Source organism: Syntrophorhabdaceae bacterium (assembly GCA_035541755.1).
Taxonomy (GTDB): Bacteria; Desulfobacterota; Syntrophorhabdia; order Syntrophorhabdales; family Syntrophorhabdaceae; genus PNOF01.
The window spans coordinates 1-14,558 of sequence record DATKMQ010000176.1; the positions used below are offsets into that span (position 1 = coordinate 1).

Here is a 14,558-nt window from a genome sequence, read left to right on the forward strand (position 1 = left end):
GAGCTTTATGGCATGAAGGAAATGTCCATCCACAATGTCATCAGGGTAGGCTATGAAATTCTGGGCCTCATTACTTTCTATACCATCGTAGGCAATCAAATGCGCGCCTGGACCATCCCCAGGAACACGACCTGTGTGCAAGCTGCCGGCAAGATCCATACCGATATGGAAAAGGGTTTTATCAAAGCCGAGGTGATCAACGTAGATGATTTTCTTAAGTGTGGCTCCGAGCACACGGCCCGTGAAAAGGGACTGCTCAGGCTTGAAGGCCGCGACTATATGGTCAGGAATGGGGACATTCTTCACATCAGGTTCAATGTGTCTTGACAAATGGGACGGGAGCGCCTGCTCGTGATGTGCAGTGAGGCGCCGGGAGAGAACAGAATGACTGACGCACCCGAAGAAATGAAATCCTTTTTCGACCTCAGAGTGGATGGCTATGATGAACACATGGCCTCCCGGGTTGAGGATTACAACAGTTTCTATGATAAGATTGGCGCCGCTTTCAAAAGTACAAATGAACCTATCGAAGTCCTGGACCTGGGTGCGGGAACGGGAATTGAATTACAATTCATTCTGGCCAATGCGCCAAATGCTAGAATAACCGCTATCGATCTATCCGAAGTGATGTTGAAAGAATTACTTCAAAAGTACGAAACTTTTAGTTCCCAGATTAGAACTATTGCCGATTCTTACCTTTCACTCGAGTTCAAGCCACGTACCTTCGATTATGTGGTGTCCGTGATGACACTTCATCATCTAACTCTGAGGCAGAAACGCGCTCTTTACAAGAAGGTGAAGAAGCTCCTTGTTCCGGGGGGTACATTTGTCGAAGGAGACTACGTCGTATTTTCCCTGGAAGAGCAAAGAAGACTTTTAAGGCAATTCCATTGGCAAAAGCGGAAGCATTCTTTATCGGAAGACAAACAATACCATATCGACATTCCTTGCAGTGAAGAAACACAGATCCGGACACTGAAAGAGGCGGGATTCCAGGAAGTCGATGTTATTTTTCGCACATCAAAATCAAATATCGTTGTTGCCAAAACGGAAAGGGCGTAATGCAGTTCTGTGCTTGCTGCCGCAGCGCCGTATTGTTCCAGACGATAAAGGAGAAATGAATGGCAAGGCACCATATTAAAACCGAGTATCTGGACATTAATACCGCTAAATGTACAGCCTGTGGTAAATGCGTCGAGGAATGCCCAAATGACGTCTTAAAAGTGGTAGGGATCAAATTCCTTATTAATCATCGCCATATGAAAGTGGATAAGCCCGAAGATTGTATTGGATGTTTATCATGCGCGCAAGCATGCCCGGAAGGTGTCATTAGACGAATTGCGTAAGGTGCAAAAGACTACCCGCCTCTGTACGAACCGGTTCCTATCGATAGAAAGTGCACATTGACAAAGGCGTATTAGCGGTGCGGAGGGGACGCGCGGAAGGCGCGCCGCTCCCTTATTCTACAGCTCTATCCATGATCTTCAATTTTGTCGAATTGGTACGGTGAGCGGTGACGGGCGCAACCGATAAGCGACATGCAAGCGCCGAAGGGTTACTCAGAAGAGCCTTTCCTGGATACCGTGCCTTGTTTGATCGTACGGGAGGTCATGGAAGTATCCTTCTGAACGGAAAAGCAGGAGGTACAATCCGTTCACGTTGTTTGTGTTGAAACATTTCTTGATATGTCGCTCGCGCCTGCCCTGCGTCCATTCAGGGGTCAGTGAGGTGAGTCAACCCTATCAGGACGAAACATGATGGCGGTTGTTTCCCGCCTATCTCCGTATCAGCGATTCAATCTTTTTGCCAGTTGCCTTGCCCAAAGTGTCAGCCAGAGAGTCACAAATAGTGTTGTCCCGATCAAAAACTTGAATGCCACCATTGCCCACAGCCAGATAGTGCGAATTTCAGGCCATGATGCACCTAAGCCCCATAGGCACTGCATTTGAGCGGGCTGCCTGGCCATGATTACTATGTAAGCAAGCCATTGAAAAAGTAGGATACAGTAGGCGATAAGGACAGTCCACCATCCGGCTACGGCTGCTGCCCGTACTTTTCTTATAAACATTTCATCCATACCTGCCTCCTCACTCTACTACCCGAATGTATGTATGGACTGCAGTTTAATCAACAGTTGTAAGAATCTGGCCTAAGACCTCCGGTCACTGCCACATAGCGCAACAGAACGGCTTGACAATGCCAGCATCCTCTTTTTCTTGCCCGAGTGCGGAAAAATAAACCAGGTTTCTAGATTGGGTAACGACCCGAAAGGCCGTCACGATGTGGTTGAGTTACCGGCGATATTGCAAGGACGACCGTTTCCTCCGTCCTTTCAACTCGTATTTGATAGTATCATGCAAGATGCCCGGCTATTAGCTTTCGGCTATTGGCTTTCGGCTATTGGCTGGCGACATTCATCTCATTTCTTAACTTTCATAGGTTCGTCGCAACAAATTAGATCGCACGTTTCAACACAATCACACAAGGCATCCACCGTTACGACCATACCACAGACGTTACAACTCAATTTGCTACCCTTCTTCAGTGTGGATCTCTTAGCGACCTTTGTTTTCTTAACTTGTTTTTGGGGTTGCTTCTTCACTACTTTCTTTGTTGGCATCGCACTACCTCCTTTTTTGCTCTGTTATGTAAAAATTGTTCCTAGATACGTATCATGTCAAGGGCTTTGCAGGATAACAACTAATTTCCGGCGGCAACGGGCAGGTTTTACGCGATCGAGCTGTGCACACTTCGTAGCTGAACCGTCCAAATCTCTCGCTTTGCAAACAAATAATCCTGATCCTCTGCTCAAATCCCCACCACTTAGTATCATTGGCGCGGCAGAACTATGATGATCTCAAGTCCTCCGTTCGTATTTGCCGCTTCAATCGTGCCACCGAGTCTTTCAATAGCTTTCCTGGCGATGGTGAGACCCAATCCCGAGCCCATGGCGGCGGATCGTTTCAGGCGGTAAAAAGGATCGAACATGCGGGAAAGCTCCTCAGGGGAGAACTCCTCGGAGGTATTCCTGAACCTCAACTCCGTCGTATTCGGCTTCCACGCCACCTCTACGAAAATGTCTTTTCCATCAGGACAGAATTTAATTGCGTTATCGAGAACGTTTGTGAGCGCCACGCGCAGCGTCTCCTTATCGGTAAGAAAGGAAGCACCCCGTGAGAGCTCGGCGGCAACATGAAGGCCTTTTCGTTCCACGACAGGATGGAATTTCTCGAGCAACTCGCTTGTAAGATCAGATGGATCGACCGGTTCAAGCCTGAGCGGAGACTGTCCCATCTGAAGCTTCGACAAGTCCAGGATACGACCGATGAGTGCGTCGAGCTCGTCTATGTCTTCCCGAATCCCGTCGAGGTGTTCGGTAAGATCCCTTGCGTCCAGAACTCCCTCTCCCGCCTTCTCGTGAAGCAGTTCTTCCGCAATCCGAATTCTTGTGAGCGGCGCTCGCAGCTCATGGGATATATTTGCGGTAAGCTCTTTTCCGCCTCTTATCATACCTTCGACCTTGTCCGCCATGTCGTTAAACGTCCGCGCAAGGTCGCTAATCTCGTCCTCACCCCGGACAACGACCCGATGAGAGAGGTCCCCTTCCGCGATCAGAGCGGCGGACAAACGGAGCTGCCCCACCCGTCTACGGAGCTGCCCCACCCGTCTGGTGATAAGCCCTGAAACAGGCATTGCGGCCAGGGCGGCGATTGCGCCTATCATGAATAGACCCACGGCAAAAAGGCGGCTGGGCGCAGAAGATGGCGGTCTCTTGAAGAGAATGTGGAGGTCTCCCACGTGTCTTCCCCAAGGGCTCAAAGGAATAACCGTATGCATATCGAATTCCCTCAAGGCATAGAGTCTGAAGAACCTGTAACTGCGGGGACGGGCCTGTCCCGAGGCTTCCGGCAGAGATGGGAGTTCGCCGGAAAAAGATTTAAGCACCAGCCTGCCGTCATTTCCTGTGAGCCATACCTCTGCGCCGGAAATCCTGGCGAAATCTGAAACAAATTCCTTGAGGAGGACATTCTTGGATAATTCAGTATCAGGAGAGGATACGATTTTATCCTCCGCAATCCCTTTGACCGACTGAACCTTTGACTTGACGAGCTCTTCGAATCGTACCGCAAAATGTCGCGCAGGAACCATGATGAAGAGAAGGAAGACGAGGATCTCCGTCATGAAGAAAACCACAAGAAAGGACAGAAATATCTTTGTATAGGTCGACCTGAGCTTCACCGAGAATCCACCAGCATATAGCCCGTGCCCCAGATGGTCTTTATTCGCCTGGGTGCTCCGGGGTCAACCTCCACTTTGGATCTAAGCTTGCTGATATGAACATCGATACTTCTGTCGAAGGCCGTGAAATCACGACCGCGGGCGAGCGTCATGAGCTGGTCGCGACTCATCACCGTGTTCGGGTTTTTCATGAGCACCTCCAGAATCCTGAACTCCGCGGTGGACAGTTCCATTTCCCTGCCTTCCACGGTAACGGTCTGCTTTGCCGTATTCAGGGAAATCCCTGCAGCATTGATGGTAGTATGGCGGATCTGTTCGTCCCCGTCTGTCTCTGAATGGATGGATCTTCTGAGGACTGCCTTGATCCTGGCAAGAAGCTCTCTGGGATTGAACGGCTTCGGCAGGTAATCGTCTGCGCCCAGTTCGAGCCCCACGATACGGTCAGTGTCGTCCCCCCTGGCTGTAAGCATGATAACGGGCAGCCGACCATAGTCCTTCCTCACCTCTTTGAGCACTTCCAATCCGTCTTTTCCCGGCAGCATGATATCCAGTATGACGAGATCGGGTAAATCCGTGGACAGGATGCCCGGCACATCGACACCGTCGGCCAGGCATCTGACATGGAATCCGTGATCTTTCAAGTACTCTCCAAGAAGCTTGCGCAGCTTTTCATCATCATCAATGATTAGAACCCTGTTTGCCACGAATGTCACCCCTTTTTGCATTCTTTTGCATCTATTTTACACTTTTTTTCACATCAGACAAACTGTCTTTACATTCGGGCGCTATCCTGTTTCCACAGGGCAACAGCCCACAAAGAACCGGGAGGAAGCAATGAAGATACGAAAACGTTTCGCGGTTTTTGGAAGTATGGTAGGTATAATTCTCGTCTTAATGGTCGCGGGCATAGCCGTGGCGGGCTGCGGTCAGAATTCCGGCCCGTTCGCCGGATGGTTCCATCGCTTTCACGTATCCGACCGAGATATGTCTGGCTTCATATTGAAACGGCTTGACCGTAAGATCAAGGAACTGAGTCTGACCCCCACTCAGAAAACAAAGTACGATGAGTTCCGGGCACAGCTGAAAGCACAAATGCTCGCTGCGAAAGAGGACAGAAAACAGTTCAAAGAGGCTGTTCGCGATGCACTTGCCAAAGAATCACCCGACGTTGCGATGCTCACCGCCATGATGAAGAAGAAGATCGAAAGCGCTTCCGTAACCCTGCAGGCCGATCTCGACCTTTTCGCATCCTTCTATTCAACCCTCGACCAGGGCCAAAAGCAAAAGGTCATTGCCGGGATTCAGAAAAGGATCGCTGCCAGAGATGCGTGTCGGGAGGAGGGACAATGAGAGATTTCACGAGGAGAGAATTCATGCGTGCCGGGGCGATATATGCCGGGTGCGCTGCAGGCTTGCTTGTGCTCGGCGGCAAGGCCCTCTCGGCACAAAAGGCAAATGCGGCCGGAGCCGATTTTGCCGAGTCGAGCTGCAAGTCCAAAGACAGAACAGGTAAAAAGATTCTTGTCACGTACGCGAGCCGCTATGGGACAACCGGCGCAGTGGCAGAGGCGATCGGACGAACGCTCTGTGATGCGGGCTTCGACGTGGACACACGCCCCGCTAAACATGTGGAGGACGTGGGGCGGTATGGCGCAGTTGTAGTCGGAAGCGCGGTAATCAGGGCATCGTGGCTACCCGACACCCTGGAGTTCATTCGAAAAAACCGCGACGCTCTCGCTAGAATGCCGGTCGCTTATTTCCTTACCTGCATCACCCTTCACGAAGACAACGCGGAGACCAGAAAGCTTGCCAGGACTTACATGGAACCCACGCTCAAGGCCGCGCCGGATGTACAGCCCGTGGACATGGGGTTCTTCGCCGGCGCCCTCGACTTTAGCAAACTGAACATGGTGGTTCGGATGATGATGAAGGCCAAAGGGGCACCGGAGGGAGATTTCAGGAACTGGAACGCAATCAGGTCGTGGACAGAGGGTCTCGTCGTGGCTCTTAACAGGCTAAACACGATGCCCTGAGCACCGCCTCGCAAATAGGGTGTCAATTGAGAAAGGACGCCTTAGACCAATCCGGGAGTGAAAGGCGGGTAATGTCCTAATTTGGTTCAAATTAGGACATTACCGAAAAGCGAGAGGCCTTGACGCTTAAGCTAAACGAATCCCGGAACTATTCTATGAGTGTTCCTTTTCCGGTCTTTTGATATTCGAGCACGATATGCTCGGCGAACGCCGCCCTGGCCTGCGAATTGGCTTGAAATCCACGGAGGTTGCACCAATCGATAAATGTTTCCGGATCGAAGTCTGCGCGAAGAGCGATATTGCCGGCACGCTTGATCTCTTGCCGCTGCCTTCGGACGAGGGTTTTCCAATCTTCAAAAGTCGCAGGCATATTTTCTGAATCGGTAAAGATTGTCAGCGCCTGATGATAGATGCGCTCATCCCTGAACCAGACAATTCCTATAATATGATTCATCCCCTCTTCTCGCTCGTTCGACGGATCCCCCGTTTAATGTGTAGAATTGCTCCTTACACCATCAAATCCGGTTAATATATTAATATTAAACTCGTTTCGATACATTTTCAAGTGCGCGCGAATGATACCTCCATGCGAGCAGCGTCAAATCGTAACGCGAATGGGGCACATGCTATGCGCTGTCCAAGTGCTTATATTCATGTTATAATGACAGGCGCTGCTACGCTTGTCGCATAAGGAGGAGATTATGGCAGAAACGACCGTGAAGATCGAAGGCATGAGCTGTCAGCACTGTGTAATGGCGGTGAAAAAGGCTTTGGGAGGCGTTCCGGCGGTGATTGAGAGTGACGTACAAATAGGAAGCGCGCGTGTAAAGTACGACGAATCAAAAACGAAAGAAACAGACATTAAGAGCGCTATCGAAAAGGCGGGTTACAAGGTCATCAAATAGAGAGGGTTTTCGCCCGAACTCCATGGAAGATAAGTATCCGGCCATTCAGAGCACAGACGATGCACAAAGTGAGGCCAGGGCTTTCTCTGCGTTATCGCTTGACCAAAAGCGAGCGTTCTTAAAGACGCTTGATAAGACGCATTCCGAACCTGCGGGAATATTTCTCAATGCCGTGTACCCTGTTGAAACAGACAAGGAGATCCTGAAACTCATTCGCAGGCTCCTCTTCAAGCTGAAGGCCGCCGGGGTTAAGGTCGAGGAACCGAAGGCGGTGGGAGACACGGTCTTAAGACGCATCGAGGAAGTGCGGGAGCACCGCGGTTTCCTCACAAATTATGACTACACCGAGACAAGGCTCGTGGTGGCAGGCTTCGAGTTAAAGAGGAATACCTATCTTTTTCTTAACGCCGAGATTCATTTCGCAAAAGGCCTCACAGAGCTTATGAGCGCACCGGTGGACAAGAAGGGTTTTGAGGGCATCCTCAATGAATACCGGAAGGACACCAGACGACCGATGCTTTTCGAAGAGATCTCTCCAGCCTACGCCGCGTGGCTCATCGAAGAGGGGTCTAACCGTTCCCACAAATTCAGGGATGAGATCAAGCCTCTGAAGTCCTTTATTGCCGGCGTGACCGCGGGTGTTGGCAGACCGGAAGATGTCTATGCGCTGAGCGTATCTGAAATGACCAATGCAGCGAAACTCGACGCCATCCTTGCCCACGATATTTTTGACCCGTTATCGATAACCTGGGATTCCCTCGGGGAAGATAGAAAACAATACTCAAGTGATGGCGCATCCTCCATCATCCTGCCGTCTCATATGGCGGCGCAAAGAAAGACTGAATATCTGGAAAGGCTCTCTCAACGCTCTGACATCAATGCTATGATCCCATTACTTAAACGCATGATGGAAGACTACGCATATCTTTTCTACTGCATGAAGGAATTCTCCTATTACCGGGGACTCATGGCGTATCTTGCCGGAGAGGCCGGGGCACACGATGTGCTCATCCACTTTCTCAAAAAATCTCTTGAAAAAAAGGAAGAAAAGCCCGAAGGCCAGGACACAGGCCAGGGGCTTATCATAAACCCATATGGGTAAGTTCGTCGTTAAGGACCGTTTCTACAATAAAGCCAAACAAGAGGGGTTCCGGGCACGCAGCGCCTACAAGCTCAAAGAAATTCAGGACAAATTTCACCTGATAAAGAAGGGCGACAAGGTACTCGACCTGGGATGCGCGCCGGGAAGCTTTCTTCAGATCCTCTCCGGCATTATCGGCGAACGCGGGCATGCCTTTGGCGTCGACATTCTGCCCACGCCCCCGTTGCCTGCCGCGAATGTCAGTACGACTTCAGCCGATATCCGGGCGGTAGATGTCAAAAACGTTCTCGCCGATCTGTCTCTCGATCATTTCGACGTGATTACCTGCGATATCGCCCCGAACCTCTCCGGTATCAGGGACGTTGATAACGCCAATATTGAAAACCTCTTCGAGGCCGTGCTGAAAATAGTGCGTGAAGGCGTAAAGCCCGGTGGAACTTTTATCTTCAAATCCTTTTTTACGGGAACACTGAAAAATATTACGGTAGAACTACAGAAAGTATTTGGAAAGGTTTCCCTCTATAAACCAACAGCCTCCCGGAGTGCAAGCGCCGAGGTCTACCTCATCTGCACGGGGAAAAAATAGCACAATAGACCTCCTCCAATTGAAAAGACAATGGTCGATATTACGAGAACGCGGGGCGCCCGCGAAAGCCCCCTCTCCGACAGAAAGAATCGTATAAACATATCTAAACTACTGCATACACTATACTTAGAAAGCATAGGTATGAAATAGGAAATCAACTGATACAAACGCCTTCTTTTTTTCTCCTATAATCTCCGTATGATGATTTTGACTGATAAGACGCATTATTCGACAATTGAGAAAATCAATCAGGAGGCGTTATGGAAAAAGGGATCGCTCTTCTTTAACGACTATGGAGGTGTCATGCAGAATCAAGGCTTGCGGTTCTCAATTTCATATGTAAAGTCCATGCGTCTATACTACGGCTTTGTGACAGGTATAGCCGGGTGGATCGGCGTCTCCTACTATAAATTTTGTGAACCGGACCAATTTCATGTGGGCAGGGGTATTCTTATCCTGATCGTGCTTTTTCTCAGCTGGGGCGTCAACCAGATTGTCAATGACTACATGGGACTTGCCGAAGATCGTATTAACGCGCCCAATCGTCCGATGGTGACCGGCGAATTGAATCCCTCCCTGGCCATTGGTATTTCGTTCTTACTGACCGTTGGAATGCTCGGTCTCTCCTGGCAACTTAACCCGTGGTCTATTATCCCCGTTATCCTGGGGGTTATCCTGAACATAGTTTACGAATACGCCAAGGCCTGGTCCCTGGTAGGAAACGGGGTATTCGGGTTAGCCATAAGCATGGCCACCGCGTATGGCTTTCTCGCCTCGGGCCCGCTCCCTGAGCCTCTTTTTACGAAGAACAGAATAGCCGCCATGATACTCGTGATAATCCTCAACGGGCTTATGACCTACTATACATACTTTAAGGACGTGAGAGGAGACAGGAGAGCGGGAAAAAAGACGTTTATCGTACGACACGGGCTGAGAGTGGCCAGATCAACAGGTATCGCCGGGGCTTTCCTGCCCACAGCGGTATACCTCTTTTTTCTGATAGCAAAATGGATGCCTTCAAGTGATATCCTCTTTATGGAACATTTTGTATTTTGCGGTGTCATAACGATATTCCTGCAGCTATGGACGGCCGTACTCTACTTCAAATATCCCTATGGTGAACGAACATACTTCAGCCTCGTCACAAATATAAGGGCCTGCGTGGCAGGACAGGTAGCTATTATCGCCATATTTAACGGAACTCTGGCGCTCTATTTGCTCTGTGGAAGTTACGTCTTCATAGGATTTCTCTTCGATCTTTACAGGGATGCCAGGTCGTAATATGAAACGAGACAGCTCACGGTATATTACAGGTTTCAGAAAAGCAATCCTCTACACATACATCAGTCTCAGCGTCATGCTCAAATATCTAACGCGACCGGCGCTCTTTCAATGGTCTCTGAGAGCGTTCTGTCTGTTTCTACTCAGGTCTTTCCGGCTCCTTCTCGCATTCCGACACCACAAGGCGGTCCGCGTGGAGGGCGGCTATAAACTCGATCTCTACCTGCCCGCATTTCCGTCCAAGGCCTTCTTTTCCGCGCTTGAGGGCAAGGTTATTCGTAAACCTCCATCCCCTGTCACAGTAGTCTTCTCAACTACCAAGGCCTGTCAATACAGGTGTTCTCATTGCTACCAGCGCAAAGATGAAAACGCGGATATGGATGAGACACTTATGGTCGATACGGCAAAAGCCCTTCAGGAAATGGGTGTAGCCATGTTCGACATTGAAGGAGGAGAGCCTTTTTTACGTTATTCCCGTCTCCTTTCCCTGATCAAGAGTCTCGATGAACGGTCCGAATTGTGGGTCAACACAACAGGGGCGGGCATAAAATCCGGCATGCTCGAAGAACTGAAAAAGTATGGCCTTTTCGGTCTCATGATATCGATCCATTCACCTGACCCAAAAAACCACGATGCACTCACCGGTGTTGAAGGCTCCTTCGATCTTGCCTGCAAGACCGTCGGGCAGTGTCGTGCCGTGGGACTGACCGCTGCGATAAACAGCGTGCTTTCTGAAGAGGAGGTGCGCATCGGTGGTCTTGATCGGCTCATGTTCCTCGCAAGAAAGCTCGATGCCGATTTTGTCCAGCTCATTCATCCTAAACCGGCGGGCATGTGGCTCGGCCATAAGCAAGGTATGCAGACCGATCCAGGACTTATCGCCTTTATTCAGCAGGAACATATCCGCTACAACAGTCATCGTTATGCCGACTATCCCTCCTTAAGCGCCCAGGTTTTTGAGGAATCCGAGAAGACCTTCGGCTGTACTTCCGGCGGTATCGACCGCTTTTACGTGAACGCGAGCGGCGAGATCCAGCCTTGCGAGTTTCTCAACATCTCTTTTGGAAACGTCCGGGACGAACCTCTCACAACCGTATTCGCCCGTATGAGATCGGCTTACACAGAGCCATGCTGTGACTGGCTCTGTGTAAGCCAGGGGGAAAATATTTATCATCTGATGGAACGTTATGAGACGCACGTTACTCCTCTTCCCTGGACTATCGTCAGCAAACTTGTCAAAGAATGGCACAGAGGGAAACCCACGCCGCTGTACGAAAAACTGGGGATTTACCGATGAAGTATCGTCTGGTCATGAACCCGTCTTCCCGCTCAGGCAGGGGCGTTCGACTCTGGGAGGCATGGAGGGACCGTCTTGCAAGGGCTTTAATCCCCTATGAATCCTTTGTCACGGAAAAGCAGGGAGATGCATGTCGGCTGGCCAGGGAATGCGAGGGGGAATCCGTGGTCGTCGCAGTGGGAGGCGATGGCACCATCAATGAAGTTTTGGATGGGATCCTGCAATCAGGGAACCCCGGCCTGCAGATGGGTGTGCTCTACGCGGGCACGAGTCCCGATTTCTGCAGATTTCAGCGTATTCCGGTGGATTGCGAAGAAGCACTGGACACGTTGCTCAAAGGCAATATAACTGAGGTTGATGTGTGCCGGATACGGTATACCGATGAAAAAGGGAATAATATCACGGCCCATTTCGGGTGCAGCAGCAATATCGGCATGGGTGCTGCAGTTGCCCGCTCTGCCAATCAAATGCGGCGATCTTTGGGTGATACGCTCGGTACCGGCGCCGCTCTCCTGAAGACCATCTTCAGCAGCCGGCCCGCGGATCTGGACATGATAATCGACGGGGAACCCGTGTCTCTGGCAAAGGTCAACAACCTCTCCGTGATCAAGAACCCTTATCTGGCATCGGGACTGAAACTGGATTTAAGCGTGAGACCTGACGATGGGAATCTATGGGTGATGGGTCTTTACGGAAAAAGCAGGTCAGGCTTTCTGCGGCTTTTGCCGGGCTGGTACACCGGGTCTGTTGTTCGTTATCCCGGAATTTATCTCAGGAAGATGCGTACAATCAAAGTCACTGCCGCCCCGAGGCAGGAAATAGAATTCGACGGCGATCCACGCGGGCGCCTGCCTGCAGAGATCGAATTATTACCCAAAGCGCTACGACTGAGGGGCGCCTCCTATGAAAGAGCATGAATGGATCGGACTCATTACACATGGATTGAAACGCGATGCACGTCAAAGAAACAGGCTCTTTGAATGCGATGCCGAGATCCTCGAAATGAACGGGCAGTTGTGGGCATTAACGCTCGACCAGTTCTCACCTGAAGAAGACATGTTTTCTTCTGAAGAACCGGAAATTCTCGGGGCCAATCTTGCGACGGCAACCATCAGTGATCTTTTCGCTGCCGGAGCAATGCCTGAGTTTTTTCTGCAGGGACTCACCATCTGTCACAGCGCCGACAAGGTGTTTGTCCGCCGATTGGCTCAAGGGATCGTAAGCGTTTTATCGAGTGTCGGCTGCGCCTTGTGCGGAGGAGACCTTGGAGAGGCCGAACAATGGCGGTTCAGCGGCTTTGCCATGGGTCGTGTTCGAGACAACAAACCTCTGTCCCGTATTTTACCCGAACGATCTCATTCCATCTGGGTTACGGGAAACTTCGGAGACGCCAACCTTGCAGTCCTTGAGAAAGGACCGACCCCCGTGTTTGAAGTCCGCAACAGGGAGGCTCAAGTCATTCACAAATATGGCACCGCCTGCATAGACACAAGCGGCGGTCTTGTGGATGCGCTGTGGTGGTTGCATACGCTCAATCCGGATACGCGCTTCGAGATCGATCTCAATCGCATCCCTCTGGCAAGCGGTGTCCGGGAGGCGGGAAAAGCCGAAGTTCCGATAGAAGCCTTTCTATTAGGCGGTGCTGGAGAATATGAACTCCTCTTCAGTGTGCCTGAGCCTATTACGTCTGAGATCCAGGATGCTTTGCAGACGATTCAGACAATTCGTATCGGAGAAGTGTACCCGCGTAGCCACGCCGGTCTGTATTTTCGGAAACAGGGTGTAGTTGTCTCCAGGATGGAGACTGAACCTCCGTGTCCCAGGGAGAACTTGAATCGGGAAGCCTATATTCAATCCGTCCTGAGCGTGGCGAGAAAGCTGGCCGGAGAATAAAAGGATATGAATTACAATCCTCTTTTTAAGCAGCTTAATTTACGAAACATAGTCTTAAAAAACAGGATTATTCGTTCCGCTACCTATGAAGGCTGGGGAGATCCGACCGGCGTCCCGCAACCCGGATTGGGTGATCTTTACGCCACACTTGCGCGGGGCGGAGTAGGCGCTCTGATTACGGGATTCGTTTATGTCTCAGCGGAAGGCCGGGCCATGCAGAAAAGACAGTGCGCTATGGACCGTGATGCAATGATCGAACCCTGGCGGCAGATAGTAGGCAGAGCAAAAGAGGCGGCAGCCGATTTGAAGATCTTCATGCAACTCGCCCATACAGGCCGGCAGACAAGAAGAGAAATAACGGGGCGAGAAGTACTCGGCGTTTCGTCAAAAAAATGCTCCTATTTCAGGCAAAGTGTCAGGCCACTCGACACGAGGGAAATATCTAGGATCATCGACGATTTCGCGCAAGCGGCCAGGCGGGCGCAGCAAGCTGGATTTGACGGTATTCAAATCCATGCGGCTCACGGTTATCTGATTCATCAGTTTTTATCGCCATTAACCAACCGGAGAAGGGACGAGTGGGCAGACAGGCCCTTATTTCTGGAGCAGATCGTCAAGCATATCAGGGGACATTGCGGCTCAGGCTTCCCCGTGCTCGTGAAGTTGAGCGCCATGGAAGACACCGAATGCGGCATCCGTTTGTCAGATACCATTCAAACCATTGAGCGCTTAAAACCTTTGCAGGTCGATGCCTGGGAGATAAGTTACGGCACCATGGAGTATGCACTGAATATCATTCGGGGAGCTTTGCCCTGGGATACGGCCTTTGAAATCAATCCACTTCTGTCCGGTATTCCCAAATGGCTGCGTACGGTCTGGAAAAAATGTTTCATGCGACAATACGTGAAAAGAATCATGCCCTTTTCGGAGGGATACAATATACCTTCGGCAGCGGAAATAAAAAGGCGAACCGGCGAAACCGTACTGGCAGTGGGAGGATTACATTCCGCGTCAGTCATGCGCGATAGTCTTACCCTGCATGGCCTCGATGCGGTTTGTATTTGTCGCCCGCTGATTTGCGAGCCGGATTTTCCCGAAAAGATCCGTCTCAAGTCTTCGAACCAGTCAGCCTGTACAAAATGCAATCTTTGTTTGATTCATTGCGATGGCACGACGCCGCTGCGCTGCTACGGCACAAGCGTAAGAAAGCATGGTGACTGAA

16 protein-coding genes are annotated in these 14,558 nt (G+C 50.7%); 12 read left to right on the forward strand and 4 right to left on the reverse strand.

Going from position 1 to position 14,558, the window contains the following annotated elements:
- Window positions 1-327: DUF933 domain-containing protein (locus VMT62_17435; GenBank protein HVN98212.1), on the forward strand; the 327-nt coding region annotated here is incomplete at its 5' end.
- Window positions 328-384: 57 nt separating this feature from the next.
- Entirely contained in the window at window positions 385-1,062 is a 678-nt protein-coding gene (locus tag VMT62_17440; GenBank protein HVN98213.1) for a class I SAM-dependent methyltransferase, read from the forward strand.
- Between the two features lie 724 nt (window positions 1,063-1,786).
- Here VMT62_17440 and VMT62_17445 read toward each other — a convergent pair.
- From VMT62_17445 to VMT62_17455, 3 genes are all read right to left on the reverse strand, one after another.
- Window positions 1,787-2,077, reverse strand: a complete 291-nt coding sequence (locus VMT62_17445) for a hypothetical protein (protein HVN98214.1) — start codon at window positions 2,075-2,077, stop codon at window positions 1,787-1,789.
- A 752-nt stretch (window positions 2,078-2,829) separates the two neighbouring features.
- Complete coding sequence (locus VMT62_17450; GenBank protein HVN98215.1) at window positions 2,830-4,239, reverse strand: HAMP domain-containing sensor histidine kinase; 1,410 nt, start codon at window positions 4,237-4,239, stop codon at window positions 2,830-2,832.
- Entirely contained in the window at window positions 4,236-4,964 is a 729-nt protein-coding gene (locus VMT62_17455; protein HVN98216.1) for a response regulator, read from the reverse strand. The genes VMT62_17450 and VMT62_17455 overlap by 4 nt, the downstream gene beginning before the upstream one ends.
- 109 nt (window positions 4,965-5,073) lie before the next feature.
- Between VMT62_17455 and VMT62_17460 the strand changes: the two genes are divergently transcribed.
- Both VMT62_17460 and VMT62_17465 read left to right on the forward strand, forming a co-directional pair.
- Entirely contained in the window at window positions 5,074-5,589 is a 516-nt protein-coding gene (locus VMT62_17460) for a Spy/CpxP family protein refolding chaperone (GenBank protein ID HVN98217.1), read from the forward strand.
- The gene (locus tag VMT62_17465; GenBank protein ID HVN98218.1) at window positions 5,586-6,272 is read left to right on the forward strand and encodes a flavodoxin domain-containing protein; all 687 of its coding nucleotides are present in this window, start codon (window positions 5,586-5,588) and stop codon (window positions 6,270-6,272) included. The genes VMT62_17460 and VMT62_17465 overlap by 4 nt, the downstream gene beginning before the upstream one ends.
- 148 nt (window positions 6,273-6,420) lie before the next feature.
- Here the strand turns inward: VMT62_17465 and VMT62_17470 are convergent, their stop codons facing one another.
- Entirely contained in the window at window positions 6,421-6,726 is a 306-nt protein-coding gene (locus tag VMT62_17470) for a hypothetical protein (protein HVN98219.1), read from the reverse strand.
- A 247-nt stretch (window positions 6,727-6,973) separates the two neighbouring features.
- Here VMT62_17470 and VMT62_17475 point away from each other — a divergent pair, with 247 nt between their 5' ends.
- The 8 genes from VMT62_17475 (at window position 6,974) to VMT62_17510 (ending at window position 14,557) form a co-directional block, all read left to right on the forward strand.
- Complete coding sequence (locus VMT62_17475) at window positions 6,974-7,177, forward strand: cation transporter (protein HVN98220.1); 204 nt, start codon at window positions 6,974-6,976, stop codon at window positions 7,175-7,177.
- Window positions 7,178-7,199: 22 nt separating this feature from the next.
- A complete protein-coding gene (locus VMT62_17480; GenBank protein HVN98221.1) occupies window positions 7,200-8,279 on the forward strand; it encodes a hypothetical protein in 1,080 nt (359 codons plus the stop codon).
- Window positions 8,272-8,865, forward strand: a complete 594-nt coding sequence (locus VMT62_17485) for an RlmE family RNA methyltransferase (protein HVN98222.1) — start codon at window positions 8,272-8,274, stop codon at window positions 8,863-8,865. The genes VMT62_17480 and VMT62_17485 overlap by 8 nt, the downstream gene beginning before the upstream one ends.
- A gap of 303 nt (window positions 8,866-9,168) precedes the next feature.
- Window positions 9,169-10,146: a UbiA family prenyltransferase gene (locus VMT62_17490; GenBank protein ID HVN98223.1), complete on the forward strand. Its 978-nt coding sequence runs from the start codon at window positions 9,169-9,171 to the stop codon at window positions 10,144-10,146.
- A gap of 1 nt (window position 10,147) precedes the next feature.
- A complete protein-coding gene (locus VMT62_17495) occupies window positions 10,148-11,443 on the forward strand; it encodes a radical SAM protein (protein HVN98224.1) in 1,296 nt (431 codons plus the stop codon).
- A complete protein-coding gene (locus tag VMT62_17500) occupies window positions 11,440-12,360 on the forward strand; it encodes a diacylglycerol kinase family protein (protein HVN98225.1) in 921 nt (306 codons plus the stop codon). The genes VMT62_17495 and VMT62_17500 overlap by 4 nt, the downstream gene beginning before the upstream one ends.
- Window positions 12,347-13,336 (forward strand): AIR synthase related protein, encoded by a 990-nt coding sequence (locus tag VMT62_17505; protein ID HVN98226.1) that lies wholly within the window; start codon window positions 12,347-12,349, stop codon window positions 13,334-13,336. Before VMT62_17500 ends, VMT62_17505 begins: the two co-directional genes overlap by 14 nt.
- 6 nt (window positions 13,337-13,342) lie before the next feature.
- The gene (locus VMT62_17510; GenBank protein HVN98227.1) at window positions 13,343-14,557 is read left to right on the forward strand and encodes an NADH:flavin oxidoreductase; all 1,215 of its coding nucleotides are present in this window, start codon (window positions 13,343-13,345) and stop codon (window positions 14,555-14,557) included.
- The last annotated feature ends 1 nt before the right edge of the window (window position 14,558 follow it).